The 14,295-nt window shown below is 68.1% G+C and carries 14 protein-coding genes and 1 tRNA gene; 4 read left to right on the top strand and 11 right to left on the bottom strand.

All coding sequences use genetic code 11. The features are described 5' to 3' along the window. The first annotated feature begins 120 nt into the window (after positions 1 to 120). Positions 121 to 780, top strand: a complete 660-nt coding sequence (eda, locus tag AC5P9C_RS14065) for a bifunctional 4-hydroxy-2-oxoglutarate aldolase/2-dehydro-3-deoxy-phosphogluconate aldolase (protein WP_049468761.1) — start codon at positions 121 to 123, stop codon at positions 778 to 780. 294 nt (positions 781 to 1,074) lie between these two features. Here eda and AC5P9C_RS14060 read toward each other — a convergent pair whose 3' ends face one another. From AC5P9C_RS14060 to ispG, 3 genes are all read right to left on the bottom strand, one after another. Next, positions 1,075 to 1,722 carry a response regulator gene (locus AC5P9C_RS14060; protein WP_053506275.1) on the bottom strand — a complete coding sequence of 216 codons (648 nt, stop codon included), beginning with the start codon at positions 1,720 to 1,722 and terminating at the stop codon, positions 1,075 to 1,077. Positions 1,723 to 1,923: 201 nt separating this feature from the next. Beyond that, positions 1,924 to 2,673, bottom strand: coding sequence for a phosphatase PAP2 family protein (locus AC5P9C_RS14055; RefSeq protein ID WP_049468765.1), 750 nt, complete (start codon positions 2,671 to 2,673; stop codon positions 1,924 to 1,926). Beyond that, positions 2,654 to 3,919, bottom strand: a complete 1,266-nt coding sequence (ispG, locus tag AC5P9C_RS14050; protein WP_053463394.1) for a flavodoxin-dependent (E)-4-hydroxy-3-methylbut-2-enyl-diphosphate synthase — start codon at positions 3,917 to 3,919, stop codon at positions 2,654 to 2,656. Before ispG ends, AC5P9C_RS14055 begins: the two co-directional genes overlap by 20 nt. Positions 3,920 to 4,033: 114 nt before the next feature. On the opposite strand from ispG, the gene AC5P9C_RS14045 reads away from it, so the two are divergent. Both AC5P9C_RS14045 and AC5P9C_RS14040 read left to right on the top strand, forming a co-directional pair. Next, positions 4,034 to 5,260 carry an ATP-binding protein gene (locus AC5P9C_RS14045; RefSeq protein ID WP_074726107.1) on the top strand — a complete coding sequence of 409 codons (1,227 nt, stop codon included), beginning with the start codon at positions 4,034 to 4,036 and terminating at the stop codon, positions 5,258 to 5,260. Further along, positions 5,257 to 5,826 carry a response regulator transcription factor gene (locus tag AC5P9C_RS14040; RefSeq protein WP_049468770.1) on the top strand — a complete coding sequence of 190 codons (570 nt, stop codon included), beginning with the start codon at positions 5,257 to 5,259 and terminating at the stop codon, positions 5,824 to 5,826. The genes AC5P9C_RS14045 and AC5P9C_RS14040 overlap by 4 nt, the downstream gene beginning before the upstream one ends. A gap of 245 nt (positions 5,827 to 6,071) precedes the next feature. Here the strand turns inward: AC5P9C_RS14040 and pgi are convergent, their stop codons facing one another. The 7 genes from pgi to pcnB all read right to left on the bottom strand — a co-directional run bounded on the left by pgi (position 6,072) and on the right by pcnB (position 12,169). After that, a complete protein-coding gene (gene pgi, locus AC5P9C_RS14035) occupies positions 6,072 to 7,586 on the bottom strand; it encodes a glucose-6-phosphate isomerase (RefSeq protein ID WP_053463396.1) in 1,515 nt (504 codons plus the stop codon). Continuing rightward, positions 7,583 to 7,963 (bottom strand): aspartate 1-decarboxylase, encoded by a 381-nt coding sequence (panD, locus tag AC5P9C_RS14030; RefSeq protein WP_005409061.1) that lies wholly within the window; start codon positions 7,961 to 7,963, stop codon positions 7,583 to 7,585. Before panD ends, pgi begins: the two co-directional genes overlap by 4 nt. A gap of 87 nt (positions 7,964 to 8,050) precedes the next feature. After that, on the bottom strand, positions 8,051 to 8,548 hold the full coding sequence (locus tag AC5P9C_RS14025) for a hypothetical protein (RefSeq protein WP_103282940.1): 498 nt from the start codon (positions 8,546 to 8,548) through the stop codon (positions 8,051 to 8,053). A 66-nt stretch (positions 8,549 to 8,614) separates the two neighbouring features. Next, positions 8,615 to 9,454 carry a pantoate--beta-alanine ligase gene (panC, locus tag AC5P9C_RS14020; protein ID WP_103282941.1) on the bottom strand — a complete coding sequence of 280 codons (840 nt, stop codon included), beginning with the start codon at positions 9,452 to 9,454 and terminating at the stop codon, positions 8,615 to 8,617. Next, positions 9,451 to 10,266 (bottom strand): 3-methyl-2-oxobutanoate hydroxymethyltransferase, encoded by an 816-nt coding sequence (gene panB, locus AC5P9C_RS14015; protein ID WP_005416119.1) that lies wholly within the window; start codon positions 10,264 to 10,266, stop codon positions 9,451 to 9,453. The genes panC and panB overlap by 4 nt, the downstream gene beginning before the upstream one ends. A 34-nt stretch (positions 10,267 to 10,300) precedes the next feature. Next, positions 10,301 to 10,786: a 2-amino-4-hydroxy-6-hydroxymethyldihydropteridine diphosphokinase gene (folK, locus tag AC5P9C_RS14010; protein WP_103282942.1), complete on the bottom strand. Its 486-nt coding sequence runs from the start codon at positions 10,784 to 10,786 to the stop codon at positions 10,301 to 10,303. A gap of 3 nt (positions 10,787 to 10,789) precedes the next feature. Beyond that, entirely contained in the window at positions 10,790 to 12,169 is a 1,380-nt protein-coding gene (gene pcnB, locus AC5P9C_RS14005; protein WP_049466337.1) for a polynucleotide adenylyltransferase PcnB, read from the bottom strand. 52 nt (positions 12,170 to 12,221) lie between these two features. Here pcnB and AC5P9C_RS14000 point away from each other — a divergent pair. Further along, positions 12,222 to 12,296 (top strand) — tRNA-Glu (locus tag AC5P9C_RS14000). 437 nt (positions 12,297 to 12,733) lie between these two features. On the opposite strand, the gene AC5P9C_RS13995 is transcribed toward AC5P9C_RS14000, so the two are convergent. Beyond that, positions 12,734 to 14,158 (bottom strand): sugar porter family MFS transporter, encoded by a 1,425-nt coding sequence (locus AC5P9C_RS13995; protein ID WP_053506625.1) that lies wholly within the window; start codon positions 14,156 to 14,158, stop codon positions 12,734 to 12,736. Between the last annotated feature and the right edge of the window lie 137 nt (positions 14,159 to 14,295).

Here is a 14,295-nt window from a genome sequence, read left to right as displayed (position 1 = left end):
TCGCGGCATCCATGCCGCTCACGGTCCCGGCCAGGGCGCTCTACTGCCCTTGGACAATTCCCGGCGCGTCGTTTGCGCTGCGGCCACTGAATCAAGAAGAGCAAAGGCAAGGGCAAAAGCATGGGTATCGAACAACATCAGGTGAAGGCGGCGGAGCTGTTGCATGCGGCGGGCATCCTGCCGGTGGTGACGGTTCATACGCTGGACCAGGCGCGTGCGGTCAGTGCGGCGTTGCTGGAAGGTGGCCTGCCGGCGATCGAGTTGACGCTGCGTACGCCAGTGGCGATGGACGCGCTGGCGATGCTCAAGCGCGAGCTGCCGGACGTGGTGGTGGGTGCCGGTACGGTGCTGACCGTGGAGCAGATGCAGCAGTCGATCGATGCAGGTGCGGACTTCCTGGTGACCCCGGGTACGCCGCCGGCCTTGGCCGATGCGCTGGCGGCTGCACCGCTGCCGGTGGTGCCGGGTGCGGCCACGCCGACCGAACTGCTGTCGCTGTATGCGCGTGGCTTCCGCGTGTGCAAGCTGTTCCCGGCCACCGCCGTGGGCGGGCTGGCGATGATCAAGGGACTGGCCGGCCCGGTGGCAGACCTCAAGCTGTGCCCGACCGGCGGCATCACCGAGAACACCGCCGCCGAGTACCTCGAGCAGAAGAACGTCGTCTGCATCGGGGGTTCGTGGATGGTGCCGGGCAACTGGATCGCCGACGGCCAGTGGGACAAGGTGCGCGCCAGCGCTGCCGACGCCGCGAAGATCATCAAGCGCGTACGCGGCCACTGACATGAAGATCGGGGTCAGAGCCCTTTCCCGCCGGGAAAGGATCCGACCCCAGGCTGCGAGCGCGCGCAGCGCGCGACCCGCTCCTGCTCTTCCTTCTTCGTTCCGCGGTGGCGGCGCACGGAACCTGTCCGTGGCCCTGCGGAGGGATTGCGCAGGGGCGTAAGCGCCATGGATGGCGCGCCCGAGCCTCCAGGGATGGATTCACGGCGTCCCCTGCGCGGTCCCTCCGCAGGGCCAACCCCACAAATCCAACCGCACCACCACCGCGAGGGGCTCAGCCGTTGGCCGAATCCCTTACAACGGCCGTGCCGGATCTACCAGGCCGTACTGGCTGGCCATGCGCGCCAGTGCGATGTTGTCGTGGATCCCCATCTTCTCGAACAGTCGCGCCTTGTGCGTGTTCACCGTCTTCGCACTCAGGCTCAAGCGCCGCGCGATGTCTTCCTGGCGCAGGCCCTGGGTCAGCAGCAATGCAACCTCCAGTTCGCGCGGCGACAGGTTGTCGAACGGCGAACCGTTGCCCTCCACGGTCGACAGGGCCAGGTTCTGCGCGATGCTGGTGCCCAGGTAGCGCCGGCCCATGGCCACATCGCGCACCGCGCGCAGCAGCTCCTGTGCATCGCAGCCCTTGCCGATGTAGCCCGCAGCGCCCGCTTCCAGCAGACGCTTCGGCAGCGGACCGTCTTCCAGCACCGACACGATCACCACGCGGGTGTTGCGATGGCTGCGGACGATACGCTCGGTCACCTCCATGCCACTCACGCCGGGCAGGTGCAGGTCGCACAGCACCACGTCAGGCAGCAGCTGACGGACGTCACGCAGCGCGTCTTCGCCGGTCTCGGCTTCGCCCACCACCTCGATGTCGGTCTCCCCCGACAGGATCATCTTCATCCCGGTCCGGACCAGCGCGTGGTCATCCACCAGGTAGACTCGAATCGTCATCCACGTACCTCTTCGAATGCGGCCATTGCAGGTCAAGCTAGGCAGGGCGCCGATACCCCTGCAAGCGCGTTCGGGAAGCGAACCGGGCATTCTGCCTTGCGCATCACAGTACCGCGCGTTGTGCTTGTCCCCTGTCTTGCAGAACCTGCAGTAACGAAACAACTGATCTATTACGTAGACGCCCCGGAGGGGTCATCCACGTCAATCCCCCTGTGGTGATGCTTCGCTGGCCGTCGCTGGCGGCGAATCGTGACGTCGCCAAGGATGCCGGCGACTGAACATGACCAGATAGCACCCTACCACCCAAACCAGCGCCGCACACCATCCGGCCAGGATGTCCGAGGGGTAATGGACCCCCAGATAGACCCGGGAGACGCTGACCAGCAGGCTGAACGCGGGCGCCAGCAGCAGCACCGGCCAGCGCCAGCGGGTGTTCCAGGCCAGCAGCACCAGGGTCGCAGCCAGGGTCATCGAGCCCATCGCGTGGCCGCTGGGGAAGCTGAACGTCGATTCGGGCGCGATCGATTCCCACAGGCTGGGCCGTTCGCGCTGGAAGAACTGCTTGCTGCCCATGTTCAGCAGCGCCGAGCCCACGAAGCTGACCGCCACGAACGTGGCCTCCCGCCACCGCCGACAGGCCAGCAGCACGCCGATGATCAGCACGTCGGCCGGAATCAGGAACCATTCGTAGCCCAGCCTGGAAATGAGCACGAAAAAGCGGTCCAGCAGCGGCGAATGCAGGCCATGCATCTGCCACAGCAGCGGCGCATCGAAATGGAACGATTCAAACTCGTGGACTTCGTCGGCCAGGGCGACGAAGCCGGCCAGCGGCAGCAGCACGCCACCGAACAGCAGCACCAGGCGCCACGCATTGCGCGCCATCCAGTGGCGGAAGCCGGAGGCGGACTCCGGCGCGGCGAGGATCGCAGGCTTATCCGGCGCTTCGGACATACGTGCGTTCGACGTAATCGTCGATCAGGGCGACGAACTCCTGGGCGATGTTGTCGCCGCGCAGGGTCACCTTCTTCTCGCCATCGACGAACACCGGCGCCGCCGGCGTTTCACCCGTGCCCGGCAGCGAGATGCCGATGTTGGCATGGCGCGACTCGCCCGGCCCGTTGACGATGCAGCCCATCACCGCCAGGGTCATGTTCTCCGCCCCCGGGTGATGGACCTTCCACAGCGGCATCTTCTCGCGCACGTGGTTCTGCACCACCTTGGCCAGTTCCTGGAAGAACTCGGAGGTGGTGCGGCCGCAACCGGGGCAGGCGGTGACCAACGGCGTGAAGGCGCGCTGGCCCGTGGTCTGCAGCAGTTCCTGGGCGACGATCACCTCCTGCGTGCGCGACTGGCCCGGCTCCGGGGTCAGCGAGATGCGGATGGTGTCGCCGATGCCTTCCTGCAGCAGCACGCCCAGCGCCGCCGACGAGGCGACGATGCCCTTGCTGCCGATACCGGCTTCGGTCAGGCCCAGGTGCAGGGCGAAGTCGGAGCGCTGGGCCAGGTCGCGGTACACCGCGATCAGTTCCTGCACGCCGCTGACCTTGGCCGACAGCACGATGCGGTCGCGCGGCAGGCCCAGCTCCACCGCCTGCTCGGCCGAATCCAGCGCCGAACGGATCAGCGCCTCGCGCAGCACGCGACCGGCATCCCAGGGCTCCGCGCGCAGGTTGTTCTCGTCCATCAGCTTCGCTGCCAGGGCCTGGTCCAGCGACCCCCAGTTGGCGCCGATGCGTACCGGCTTGTTGTAGCGGATCGCGAACTCGATCAACTGGGCGAACTGCAGGTCCTTCTTCTTGCCGAAGCCGACGTTGCCCGGGTTGATGCGGTACTTGGCCAGCGCCTCGGCACACGCCGGTTCGGCGGTCAGCAGCTGATGGCCGTTGTAATGGAAATCACCGATCAGCGGCACATCGATGCCCATCATCGCCAGCTTGTCGACGATGCGCGGGATCGCCGCAGCCGCCTCCACGGTATTGACGGTCAACCGCACCATCTCCGAGCCGGCACGCCACAACTCGGCCACCTGCTTCACGCTGGAGGCCACGTCGGAGGTATCGGTGTTGGTCATCGACTGCACCACCACCGGCTTGCCTCCGCCTACAGTGACCCCGCCGATCTGGACGGCATGGGTCTGGCGACGGGGCCAGGCGGTGGCATCGGAAGGGGGAGTCGGGCGGGTGACGGCGTCGTGCATGCGGGCATTCTAGCGCCCGGCCCTGCATTCCGGGTGACTCGCATTCAGCCGGCGGCACGGCTGCGGCCGATTGTCGCAGGCACGTGCACGCCTGAACGCATACGATGGGCACGCATGACCGGTCCCGACGCCCCGTTTCTCCGCACCCTGTGCAGCCTGCGCTGGCTTGCCGTAGGTGGCCAGGCCGCCACCATCCTGGTCGCCACCTGGGTGCTGGGCCTGCCGTTGCCGCAGCAGCCGTTGTGGGCCGGTGTGGCCGTGCTTGCCCTGTTCAACATCTACACCCAGCTGCGCCCGGAAGCGGCCGACACCGCGCCGCTGACCGCATTCGGCCACATCCTGGTGGACGTGATCATCCTGACCTGGATGGTGGGCTGGAGTGGCGGCATGGCCAACCCGTTCAGTTCGCTGTTCCTGATCCTGATCGCGCTGGCGGCGTTCGCCCTGCCCCTGCGCTGGGCACTGGCGGTCGCCCTGGCCTGCCTGCTCGGTTACGCCGCCAGCGGCATCTTCGGCCAGCCGCTGCCGGACGGCTATTTCCGCGCGCAGGACCTCAACCGCTGGGGCGTGGTCGCCAACTTCCTGATCTCCGCTGCGGTGGTGCTGACCTTCTCCACCCGGCTGGCGCTGGCGCTGCGCCAGCGCGAACTGGAACTGTCGGCGCTGCGCGAGCGCTTCGCGCGCAACGAGGGCATCGTCGCCCTGGCCACCCATGCCGCCTCGGTGGCACATGAACTGAACACGCCACTGGCGACCATGACCCTGCTCGCCGATGACGTCGCCGAGCGCAGCGAAGAGCCGGAAGTGCGCGAGGACATGGAAACCCTGCGCGAGCTGCTGGTGCAGTGCCGCGAGCGCGTGCTGGCACTGGCTGCGCCGGCGTCGACCGATGCACCGGGTCGCAGCCACTCCAGCGCCCAGCAGGTGCTGGAGCAATGGCGCCTGGTGCGGCCCACCATCGACCTGCATCGCAACGACGATGCGCCGCTGCGGCTGCCACTCGACCCGGGCGTGGGCCACCTGCTGATGGTCCTGCTCAACAATGCCGCCGATGCCGGCGAACAGGCCGGCCGGCCGCGCGTGGACCTGGACCTGCGCATCGAAGGCGACGACCTGATCGGCGAAGTACGCGATTACGGCCATGGCTTCGACGCCCGTGCCGCCGTGCTGCCGGGCAGGCTGTTCGGCAGCAGCAAGAGTGAGGGCATGGGCGTCGGCCTGGCCCTGTCCCATGCCACCATCGAACGCCTCGACGGCGAGATGTGGATGCGCCCGGCCCAGGGGGCCGGCAGCCGCGTCGGCTTCCGCCTGCCGCTGGCCCCACGCGAGGACACCCCATGAGCCTTCATCCCTCCCCCCAGGGCCTGCTGGTCGACGACGACGAGCTGTACCTGCGCACCCTGCAACGCAGCCTGGCCCGCAAGGGGCTTGAAACGCAGACCGCACAGGATGCGGCCAGCGCGCTGGCGCTCGCGCGCCAGCATCCGCCGGCGTTCGCGCTGATCGACCTGAAACTGGGCAGCGACTCGGGCCTGGCGCTGATCCAGCCGCTGCGCGCCCTGCGAGCCGACATGCGCATCCTGCTGGTGACCGGTTATGCCAGCATCGCCACCGCGGTGGAGGCGATCAAGCTGGGTGCGGATGATTACTTGCCGAAACCGGCCACGGTGCCGATGATCCTGCGCGCGCTGGGCGAAGAGGACGACGGCCCGGCCGACGATGGCGAAATGGAAGTGCCGGACGCGATGACGCCGATCAGCCGCCTGCAGTGGGAACACATCCAGCAGGCGATGCACGAGACCGGCGGCAATGTCTCGGCCGCCGCGCGCCTGCTCGGCATGCACCGGCGTTCGCTGCAGCGCAAGCTGGCCAAGCGGCCCAGTCCGGAACGCGACCCGAGCAGGTGAGGCGGTAGTGCCGGCCGCTGGCCGGCAGCCTCATGAACGATTGAAGCATCACCTGGATGCCGGCCAGCGGCCGGCACTACCAGGGCATCAGCGCTTCAGCTGCGCCAGGATCTCGCGGGTCAGCGCACCCAGCGCCTGCGCGGCAGCGCGTCGAGTGACGCGGTAGTGCCGGCCGCTGGCCGGCAACCTCATGAACGATTGAAGCATCACCTGGATGCCGGCCAGTGGCCGGCACTACCAGGGCATCAGCGCTTCAGCTGCGCCAGGATCTCGCGGGTCATCGGATCGGCAATCGCCACCTCCTCGCCCTGCAGCGCCGGCAGCAGGCCACTGGCCAGCTGCTTGCCCAGCTCGACACCGAACTGGTCGAAGGCGTTGATGTTCCAGATCACCGACTGCACGTACACGGCGTGTTCGTACATGGCGATCAGCGCGCCCAGCGCCTGCGGGGTCAGCGCGTCGAGCAGGATCAACGTGCTCGGGCGGCCGCCCGGGTAATCCCGATGCGGATCTTCGCTGCCCTGGCCATTGGCCAGCGCCTCGGTCTGCGCCAGCAAGTTGGCCAGCAGGGCCTGGTGATTGACCGTGTACGGATCATCGTTGTGCACGCAGCCGATGAAATCGGCCGGCACGATGCTGGTGCCCTGGTGCAGCGCCTGGAAGAAGCTGTGCTGCACATCGGTACCCGCCCCGCCCCACCACACCGGCACGGTGTCGGTGGTGACCGGCTGGCCGTCACGCTGCACGCGCTTGCCCAGGCTTTCCATCACCAGCTGCTGCAGGTAGGCCGGCAGCAGCGCCAGGCGCTGGTCGTAGGTCATCACCGCATGCGTGGCATGGCCCAGCAGGTTGCGGTTCCAGATGTCGGTCAGACCGTGCAACACCGGCAGGTTGCGCTCCAGCGGCGCATCCAGCGCGTGCGCATCCATCTGCGCCGCGCCTTCCAGCAGCTGTTCGAAACGCTCGAAGCCGATCGCCAGCGCGATCGGGAAACCGACCGCCGACCACAGCGAATAACGGCCACCGACCCAGTCCCACATCGGCAGCACGCGATCGGCGGCGATCGCGAAGGCCTTGGCGGCGCGTTCCGGGTTGGCGCTGACCGCATACAGGCGCTCGCTGCCGCCCAGCCAGTCGTGCAGGATCTGGCCGTTGAGCAGGGTTTCCTGCGTACCGAAGGTCTTGGAAATCAGGATGCCGGCGGTCTTGGCCGGATCCAGCGTGGCCAGCGTGCGCTGCATGGCGGCGCCGTCCACGTTCGACACGAAATGCACGCGCAGGCGCGCGCCGGTGACCGGGCGCAGCGCGTCGGCGACCAGGCGCGGGCCAAGGTCGGAACCACCGATGCCGACACTGACCACATCGGTCACGCCACTGTCTTCCAGCGCGCGCACCAGCACGCCCATGCGCTGGCGGATCGCGCGCGCGGTGGCATAGGCCTCGGCCGCCACCGGCGCATCGACCACGTCGCCGCGCAGCGCGGTGTGCAGCGCCGCGCGACCTTCGGTCAGGTTGACCTGCTCGCCGCGGAACAGGCGGGTGATGGCACCGCCGACGTCACGGTCGGCCGCCAGCGCCAGCAACGCCTGCAGCGCCGCGGCATCGTATTTCTGCCGGGCAAAGTTGACGTACAACGGACCGACCCGCAGCGCCAGGTCCTGTACGCGGCCGGGTTCGGCGGCGAGCAGGCCGGGAATGCTTGCGCCCTTCAGGCGCTGGGCGTGGGAATGCAGCGAGTCGAATCCGTTGTTCGTTGTCATGCGGCCTGGGTCGGGATCGTGTCGTTGGTGTGGGTGATCTGGTTCTTGCCATCAACGTACACCAGCTTCGGCTTGAAGCTGTCGGCTTCCTGCTCGGTCATGCTGGCGAACGCGGCAATGATGATGATGTCACCGACCTGCACGTGGCGCGCGGCGCCACCGTTGAGCGAGACAACGCCGCTGCCGGCTTCGGCGCGGATGGCATAGGTCGAGAAACGCGCACCGTTGGTCACGTCCCAGATGTGCACCTGCTCGAACTCGCGGATGCCGGTGGCCGCCAGCAGGTTGTCGTCGATGGCGATCGAGCCTTCGTAGTTCAGCTCGGAATGGGTGACGGTGGCGCGGTGGATCTTGGTCTTGAGCAGGGACAGGTGCATGGGGGCGCTGCAACGGCAAAGGAAAGAGCGGATTCTAGCACCCGCTTGGCCGTCGTCAGGGGGCTGCCGCAGGACGCTGAAGGCCGTTCAGGCGCCCTCGCCCCACGGCGCTGGCGCGGCAGGGACGGCACCGCCCTGCAGTGACAGCCGGAATACCGCATGGAAGGCCAGCCCGGCGGCCAGGCCCAGCCCCCCGGCCAACAACACCGTCAGCCCATAGCGGATCACATCGAAGGTATCCACATAGCGCAGGCGCTGCAGCAGCGGCCCCTGGACCGCACCCGGCCATTCATGGACCGCCATGGCCAGCGCGCCCAGCGCAGCCCCCACAAACGCGAAGCTGATCCGGCGCAAGGGCCGCCGGGACTGCAGGATCAGCGCCATCGGCAGGAACACCGCGATGGCGCTGCAGAGGCCCAGCCCGAACATCAGCCCACCGCCGGTGAGCGCGGGCATCGGCGTGCGCCTGAATTCGAGCGCGAACAAGAGGCCGCCAAACAGCTGCGCCGGCAGCATGCCGGCCGCCAGCACGGCGAGGATCGTCGCCCGGGCAAGGCGGCCGGCGTCAGTGGCAGGGGTCTTCATATCCAGTCTCCCGTCCGTGGGATGGTGAGAGGCGCCCGTTGCGGGCGCCCCGGAGCCACGTGCGGCTCAGAACTCCAGGTTGTCGATCAGGCGGGTGGTGCCCAGCCGCGCGGCAATCAGCGCCACGCGGCCACCGCCGTCGAAGGTCGGCTCGGCCAGCTCCGGGGTGCGCAGCACCGCGTAGTCGACCTGGAACCCGGCTGCCTGCAGCGCGACGGTGGCATCCGCCTCGATGCGTTCGCGCGGGTGACCGGCCACGTAGCCCTCGCGCATGCCCAGCAGGGTGCGGTGGATGGTGGTCGCGACGGGGCGCTGTTCGTCGCTCAGGTACTGGTTGCGCGAACTCTTGGCCAGACCATCCTCGTCGCGCACGATGTCGGCGCCGACGATCTGGATCGGGAACGACAGCTCGGTCACCATCTGCCTGATGACCGCCAACTGCTGGTAATCCTTGCGGCCGAACACGGCCACGTCCGGCTGGACCTGCAGGAACAGGCGCGCCACCACGGTGCAGACGCCATCGAAGTGGCCCGGCCGGCTGGCGCCTTCCAGCACTTCACTGACACCCGGCGCATGCATCTGCGTGGTCTTGTCCACGCCCAGCGGGTACATCACCTCGACGCTGGGCAGCCACACCGCGTCGCAGCCGGCCTGCTCCAGCCCGGCCACGTCGGCCTCGGGCGTACGCGGGTAGCGGTTGAAATCCTCGTTCGGGCCGAACTGGGTCGGATTGACGAAAATGCTCGCCACCACCTTGTCGGCGTACTGGCGGGCCAGCGCCACCAGCGAATGGTGGCCGCCATGCAGGTTGCCCATGGTCGGCACCAGCGCCACGCGCAGGCCGTCCTGCTTCCACTGGGCGATCTGCGCGCGCAGTGCGCCGAGTTCGTTGAAGGTCTGGATCATTGGGCGTAGGCGTGCTGTTCGTCGGGGAAGCTGCCGTCGCGCACGGCGTCGGCGTAGGCGCGGGTGGCACCGGCCACCGAACCGCCTTCGGCAAGGAAGTCCTTGACGAACTTGGGACGGCGATGACCGCTGTCCAGGCCCAGGAAGTCGTGCAGCACCAGCACCTGGCCGTCGCACTGCGGGCCGGCACCGATGCCGATGGTCGGCACATCCACCGCGGCGGTCACTTCCGCGGCGACCGGGGTCGGCACGCATTCGAGCACCATGATGCTGGCACCGGCCGCGGCCACGGCCTTGGCATCCTCGACCAGCTGGCGGGCGGCATCGCCGCGGCCCTGGATCTTGAAGCCGCCCAGGCGCAGCACCGATTGCGGGGTCAGGCCCAGGTGCGCGCAGACCGGAATCTCGCGCTCGACCAGGTAGCGGATGATGTCGACCTTGAAGCCGGCCCCTTCGATCTTGACCATCTCGGCACCGGCCTGCAGCAGCTGCAGCGAAGCATCCAGCGCGCGCTCCGGGGTGGCATCGGCGCCGAACGGCAGGTCGGCCACCAGCAGCGCACGCTGCAGCACGCGGGCCACGGCGCGGGTGTGGTAGACCATGTCGGCCACGGTCACCGGCAGGGTCGAATCATGGCCCTGCACGACCATGCCCAGCGAATCGCCGATCAGGATCAGGTCAACGCCATTTGCGTCGAAGGTGCGGGCGAAGCCGGCGTCGTAGGCGGTCAACATGACCAGCTTCTGGCCATTGCGCTTGGCCTCGGCCAGGGCGGGAACGGTCCAGGGCTTGCTGTCTGCGTGGGTGCTCATGTGCTGATAACCGGGGGAGATAACCCGGGCATTATCACCCTATCGGCGCGATCCCGCAGGCATCCACCCGCATCACTGCATCCCGCACGCGGCCATGGCCGGGAATGGCCAGATCCGGTGCGATTTCGGCCAGTGGCACCAGCACGAAGGCACGCGCGTGCAGGTAAGGGTGTGGCACCTGCAGGCCCGGCTGATCGAGCACCTGCGCGCCATACAGCAGCAGGTCCAGGTCCAGCGCGCGCGGCCCCCAGTGCACCGCCGGATCGCGCACGCGGCCGAAGCGCTGCTCCAGCGCCAGCATCGCCTGCAACAACTCATCGGCCGGCAACGTGGTTTCGACCGAGGCCGCTGCATTGACGAACGGCGGCTGGTCTTCATTGCCCCAGGCCGGCGTTGCGTAAAGCCGCGAGGCCTGGCGCAGGCGGGTCCCGGGCAGGCCGTCCAGCGCGGCAATCGCCGCGCCCACGGTGGCGGCCGCGTCGCCAAGGTTGGCGCCGAGGCCGATCCAGGCAAGGGTCATTGCTTACTCGCCCGCTGCACCGGCCGTGGCGCCCGGACGACGCCGACGACGGCGGCGCTTGCGCGGCGCCCCACTCTCGTCCTCGGTCTCTTCGCTGTGCATCGCATCCAGCGACGATTCCAGCTCGCGTCCGGACTGCGCCTGCGCGTCGCGCCAGAACTCGACATCGGCAGCATGCTCGGACGATGCCACCTGGCGCAGGCTGAGGAAGTCGAACGCCGCACGGAAACGCGGGTGGGTCAGGGTGCGGAACACGCGCTTGCGCTGGCGCGAACCGAAGCGCGACTGCAGCAGCCAGATCTCCTGCATCGGCAGCGAAAAACGCCGCGGCAGCGCAATGGTGCTCAGCTGCTGCACGGTGACGCGGTCGGCGGCACGGCGCTGTGCCTCTTCCGGTGCCACGCCCTGCTTGAGCAGGGTCGCCTGCGCGCGGCAGAACGCCGGCCACAGCAGCAGTGCGAACAGGAACGCCGGCGAGACCGGCTCGTCGTTGGCCACGCGCGCATCGGTGTTGGCCAGGCCCTCGACCAGCATGCGGCGCAGCGCGCCGGTGCGGTTGGACTTCAACGCCTTGGCGCTTTCCGGGAACAGCACGTCGAGCAGGCCGTAACGCTCCAGGCCTTCGAAGCTGGCCACGCCGTGCCCGGACAGGAACAGCTTGAGCACTTCCTCGAACAGGCGCGCCGGTGCGGCTTCGTTGAGCAGGCCGGCCAGCTGCGGGATCGGCGCGGCGGTGCCCTCTTCGATCTGGAAGCCGAGCTTGGCCGCCAGGCGCACCGCACGCAGCATGCGCACCGGGTCTTCCTGGTAGCGCTGCACCGGATCGCCGATCAGCTTCATCAGACGTGCCTGCACGTCCTCGAAACCACCGGTGTAGTCACGCACCGAGAAGTCCTCGATGGCGTAGTACAGCGCGTTGCAGGTGAAGTCGCGGCGGACGGCGTCGTCTTCGATGGTGCCGTACACGTTGTCGCGCACGAGCATGCCGTTTTCCATCTCGCGGTCGCCGCTGCCGTCATCGCTGTTGGCACGGAAGGTGGCGACTTCGATGATCTCGCGGCCGAACACAACGTGGGCGAGGCGGAACCGGCGACCGATCAGGCGGCAGTTGCGGAACAGCTGCTTGACCTGTTCGGGCGTGGCGTCGGTGGCCACGTCGAAATCCTTGGGTTGGCCATTGACCAGCAGATCGCGCACCGCGCCGCCGACAAGGTAGGCGCCGAAGCCGGCATCGCGCAGGCGGTAAAGCACGCGCAGGGCGTTCGGGCTGATGTCCTTGCGGGAGATCGTGTGCTGGTCGCGCGGGATGACGCGCAGGCTGAACGGTGATGTAGCAGGGGAAATGATGTTGGCGCTTCCGGTTGAAGTTTCGGGATTGCCCAATGGCATCGAGGTGCATATACTAGCGCTCCTGCCTCGGCAGCGACACAGTTACGCTCCCTTCGTCTAGTGGTTAGGACGTGGCCCTCTCAAGGCTAAAACAGGGGTTCGAGTCCCCTAGGGAGCGCCAGTCGCCGCAGCAGGAACCGAAAAAGCCCGCCTCGTGCGGGCTTTTCTGTTTTCCGGATTTGGCGCACCCCACCTGCTTGATCGCTGTAGCGCCACCCCTCCCGAAAGGGCTCGGGCAAGGCCATCCAGGGCAGGACACGCCGTAAACCCATCCATGGGGGCTCGGTCGCGCCATCCATGGCGCTCACGGTCCTGCCCTGGATGGCCTTGCCCGCGCTCTTCACAGTTTCCGTACTCGCGGCAAGCTCGACCCCGACGTGCTGCGCTGCGTCCGCGCAACCCATGATCTGACCAGAGGCGGCAGGCCAGCCGATCCAGGACCGTTGGCGCCATGGATGGCGCCATCGAGCCCCCATGGATGGGTTTACGGCGTGTCCTGGATCGGCTGGCCTGCCGCCTCCCCACGAAGAAAGGAGGCGCAGAAACACAGGCCGGCCGTCAGCCTTCCATCTGCTCCAGCTCCTTGCCCTTGGTCTCGCGCACGTAGCGGACCACAAAGAAGATCGAAAGGATCGCCGCGACCGCGTAGATGCCATAGGCCCCGGCCAGGCCGATGCCGGCCAGCAGCATCGGGAAGGTCACGGTGATCGCGAAGTTCGAGGTCCATTGCGCGGCCCCCGCCACCGCCAGCGCCGGGCCACGGATCTGGTTGGGGAACATTTCGCCCAGCATCACCCACATCACCGGGCCCCAGGACATGTTGAAGAACACTACGTAGACATTGGCTGCGACCAGCGCCAGCCGACCCATGCCATCGGACAGCTGCAGGCGCCCGCCGGCCAGGCTGCCGCTGGCAAAGGCCACCACCATCAGCACCAGTGCCACCGACATGCCGACCGAGCCGACCCACAGCAGCGGCTTGCGCCCGATGCGGTCGATCAGCAGCACGGTGAGCAGGCAGGCGCCGATGCTCAGCGCGCCGGACAGCACATTGATCAGCAGTGCGTCGCTTTCAGAGAAGCCCACCGCCTGCCACAGCACCGCGCCGTAGTAGAACACCACGTTGATGCCGACCAGCTGCTGGAACATGGCCAGGCCGATGCCCACCCAGAGGATCGGGCGCAGCCTGCCGGTAGCCCTGCTGCGCAGGTCGCCGAAGCGCGGCTTGTGCTGGTCCTGTGCCAGGCTGGCCTCGATCTCGGCCTGCTTGGCCCGGGCAGCGGCCTCGCCGTACAGTCGCGACAACACCGCCCTCGCCTGCCCCTGGCGGCCCTTCAGCACCAGGAAGCGCGGGCTTTCCGGAATCACCAGCAGCAGCACCAGGAACAGCGCGGAGGGCAGCGCCTGCATCCAGAACATCCAGCGCCACGCCTCATGGCCCAGCCACAGCGGCTCGGTCGAGGCGCCGGCAGCGCGGGCCAGCAGATAATTGCTGAGGAACGCCGCAAACAATCCGCAGATGATGGCCATCTGCTGCACCGTGGCCAGTCGGCCGCGATACCGCGCCGAAGCGACCTCGGCGATGTAGGCCGGCGACATCACGCTGGCCGCGCCCACCGCGAAACCGCCCAGCACGCGGGCCGCGACAAACAGCCAGGACGCATGGGCCGCGCCGGCGCCCAGCGCCGAAACCAGGAACATCAGCGCCGACACGATCAGGACGCCGCGGCGCCCCAGCCGATCGCCCAGCCAGCCGGCCAGGAAGGCCCCGATCGCGCAGCCCAGCAACATCGAGGCGACCTCGAAGCCCAGCGCGGCCTCGCTGGAATTGAAGGCCTGCCGCAGGCCATCGACCGTGCCATTGATGACACCACTGTCGAAGCCGAACAGGAACCCACCGAGGGTGGCCACGCAGCTGATCAGGACGATGAAGGCCGTGTTTTCACCGCCGTGGGAGGCGACGCCGGGCTGGGCGTGAGACATGGAAGATCCTGTTGGAAAGGGAGCCCGGCCACCACGGCCGGTTGCCGCGCAGCGTCGCACAGGCCCTGCCATGCCGCCAACGGCCGCCACGGCCGCGCCTGCCAGACGCCCGTTTTCGGCTCCGCGCCGACACCGGG

The sequence above is a fragment of the Stenotrophomonas sp. YJH_SMC_10 genome (assembly GCF_059371555.1).
This window is presented reverse-complemented; position numbering and strand designations above follow the sequence as displayed.

Excerpts from the sequence above, each read along its gene's own strand:
- AC5P9C_RS13995 (WP_053506625.1), bottom strand. The coding sequence starts at position 14,158 with ATGTCTCACGCCCAGCCCGGCGTCGCCTCCCACGGCGGTGAAAACACG.
- panC (WP_103282941.1), bottom strand. The coding sequence starts at position 9,454 with ATGATCCAGACCTTCAACGAACTCGGCGCACTGCGCGCGCAGATCGCC.
- panD (WP_005409061.1), bottom strand. The coding sequence starts at position 7,963 with ATGCACCTGTCCCTGCTCAAGACCAAGATCCACCGCGCCACCGTCACC.
- panB (WP_005416119.1), bottom strand. The coding sequence starts at position 10,266 with ATGAGCACCCACGCAGACAGCAAGCCCTGGACCGTTCCCGCCCTGGCC.
- folK (WP_103282942.1), bottom strand. The coding sequence starts at position 10,786 with ATGACCCTTGCCTGGATCGGCCTCGGCGCCAACCTTGGCGACGCGGCC.
- pgi (WP_053463396.1), bottom strand. The coding sequence starts at position 7,586 with ATGACAACGAACAACGGATTCGACTCGCTGCATTCCCACGCCCAGCGC.
- AC5P9C_RS14040 (WP_049468770.1), top strand. The coding sequence starts at position 5,257 with ATGAGCCTTCATCCCTCCCCCCAGGGCCTGCTGGTCGACGACGACGAG.
- ispG (WP_053463394.1), bottom strand. The coding sequence starts at position 3,919 with ATGCACGACGCCGTCACCCGCCCGACTCCCCCTTCCGATGCCACCGCC.
- eda (WP_049468761.1), top strand. The coding sequence starts at position 121 with ATGGGTATCGAACAACATCAGGTGAAGGCGGCGGAGCTGTTGCATGCG.
- AC5P9C_RS14060 (WP_053506275.1), bottom strand. The coding sequence starts at position 1,722 with ATGACGATTCGAGTCTACCTGGTGGATGACCACGCGCTGGTCCGGACC.
- AC5P9C_RS14025 (WP_103282940.1), bottom strand. The coding sequence starts at position 8,548 with ATGAAGACCCCTGCCACTGACGCCGGCCGCCTTGCCCGGGCGACGATC.
- AC5P9C_RS14045 (WP_074726107.1), top strand. The coding sequence starts at position 4,034 with ATGACCGGTCCCGACGCCCCGTTTCTCCGCACCCTGTGCAGCCTGCGC.
- AC5P9C_RS14055 (WP_049468765.1), bottom strand. The coding sequence starts at position 2,673 with ATGTCCGAAGCGCCGGATAAGCCTGCGATCCTCGCCGCGCCGGAGTCC.